This window comes from Collinsella sp. OM06-18AC, assembly GCF_003438785.1.
Taxonomy (GTDB): domain Bacteria; phylum Actinomycetota; class Coriobacteriia; order Coriobacteriales; family Coriobacteriaceae; genus Collinsella.
This window is the reverse complement of record NZ_QSTX01000028.1, coordinates 1-2035: the sequence shown is the minus strand read 5'-3', so window position 1 is coordinate 2035 and position 2035 is coordinate 1. Positions and strand designations below refer to the sequence as shown.

At 58.7% G+C, this 2035-nt stretch carries 1 protein-coding gene and 1 pseudogene; both read left to right on the top strand.

The features are described from left to right. Window positions 1-136 precede the first annotated feature (136 nt). Complete coding sequence (locus DXB86_RS09810; RefSeq protein WP_195521868.1) at window positions 137-1351, top strand: MFS transporter; 1215 nt, start codon at window positions 137-139, stop codon at window positions 1349-1351. Window positions 1352-1521: 170 nt separating this feature from the next. After that, window positions 1522-2035, top strand: a pseudogene (locus DXB86_RS09805) (SIS domain-containing protein); the annotation flags it as partial.

Here is a 2035-nt window from a genome sequence, read left to right as displayed (position 1 = left end):
ATGGTCGTGGGCATCATCGGCGCGTTCTTCGGCGTGCTGGCGTAAGGGCCCGGCTGCATAGATTTTCGTTGCAACCTGGAAAGGGGATGGAGCAGGCCTATGCCCTCCATCCCCTTTTTGTATAGAAGGAGTTCGTATGTTCGCGAAGGATCGCGAAGCAATGCGCCTGACGCCGGCAGAGGTCAGGCTGATTCTTATTGAGTCCCTGCAGTGGTGCGCCAACAACGCGGTCTACTTTTTGGGGCTTATCGGTGCGGCCACGTATGATCTGGCTGGCACGGCCTTTTTGGTTGCCGCCATTACGCTCGTGCGCAATCTTATGACGTCGGTGGGCAATATGGTGTCGGGCTCGGTCATCGATCGCTTTGGACCGCGCCGGACGTCGTTTGTGACGTGCGTGATTACGGCAGTGCTATCGCTTGGCGTGGGGTTGGCGCCGTTGTCTGTCCCCGGGCTTGTGTTTGCCGCGTGCGTCTTGGGACTTGCGGGCGGCTTTATCAACACCTGCACGCATGCGTTTCCGGGATACCTGGAGTCGACCACCGAGGGCCGTACCCGCGTGAACGGCCTCATGGTGTTCTACAGCAATATCGCCTATACCGCTGGCCCGCTGCTCGGCGGTGCCATCGTGAGCTGTTTTGCCACGCAATCGGTCTATCTGCTCATGGCGGGCATGATGGGTGTGGCGGCCGTGCTCTCCTTGGGCTGTCACGAGTGTGTTGCTCCCGCAAAAGGGGAGAAGCCGAAGGGCGGTATTTTGGGCGGCATGGCCGAGGGTGCGCGACTTACGTTTCGCGACCACGACCTGCGCCTCATCTTTATCTCGGGCTTTTTGGGTTTCTTTGCGTTTGGCGCGTTCGATTCGCTGGAGTCGTTGTTCTATCGCGATGTGCTCAACGTGGATATCGTCTGGCTGGGCTGGCTGTCCTCGGTCGTGGGCCTCACTTCCTCGGTGGGCGCGTTCATCCTGACCAAGCTTTCTGCCCGCCATGTCAACCTGCGATTGCTGCTCGGCGCGCTCATGGCCGTGGGCATTGGGTCCATGGTGTACGTGGGCACCGATATGCTGGGGGTCGCGATTATCGGTCAGGCGATTAACGGTCTGGCCTGGGGATTCCTGGAACCGCTGCAGATGATCTTGATTCAGGAGCGCGCCGACATCAAATACCTGGGGCGCATTACCGGCTTTGTGCGTTTTGGCCTGATGAGCGCCGGCGTGCTGCCGCTGCTGGCGGCTCCGTTTTTGGCGGAGGCTTTGGGCGTTCAGGCGGTGCTGTTTGGGGCATCGACCATTATTGCGCTGGTAGGAACGCTGTTCTTTGTCACACAAGGGAGGCGCCAGAGGCGTTAGCTATACATTCAATTCTAATTTAATACCACTCACCAGAGAATTTCGACCGTTCACCGAGGATTGGAGCAGATTGATAAGTGGTATTAAAAACACATTAGGTGTATGTCTATAATTGGTATCGAAAAGAAACGCGATGTATAGAGTTGCGTGCAGGACAGAAAGGAAAAGCCATGAAGGAAACCGAGAAGATCGAGATCATGCACTTTAGCCAGGAGGGCTACGTCGAGGACGGCAAGAACGTCTACGAGGCCGGCAAGAAGATGACCGCGCTCGCCGACAAGGTCGCCGACGAGGGCTACGACGCCGTGTTCCTGATGGGTGTCGGCGGCACCTGGGACGAGCTCATGCAGCTCGAGTACCTCATGAACAAGTTCGGCGACCGCGACCTCGAGGTCTACCTGATCCACGCCGCCGAGTGGAACGTCATGGGCCACAAGCGCATGACCGAGAAGTCCGTCGTGCTCACCGCCTCCGAGTCCGGCACCACCCCCGAGGTCCTCGAGGCCGTCAAGAAGATGAAGGAAAAGGGCATTCGCGTCTACGCCATGACCAAGCCCGAGGGTCTCATCGGCCAGGCTGTCGGCGCCGAGAATTGCGTCAAGATGGCTTCCGATCATGGTAACGGCGGCTGCGAGATGGGCTACTACCTCGCCGACTGCTTCGGCCTGCGCCTGCTCAACCGCC

Bases quoted from the DNA above. Each gene is read 5' to 3' on its own strand.
- DXB86_RS09810 (WP_195521868.1), top strand. From the start codon at position 137: ATGTTCGCGAAGGATCGCGAAGCAATGCGCCTGACGCCGGCAGAGGTC.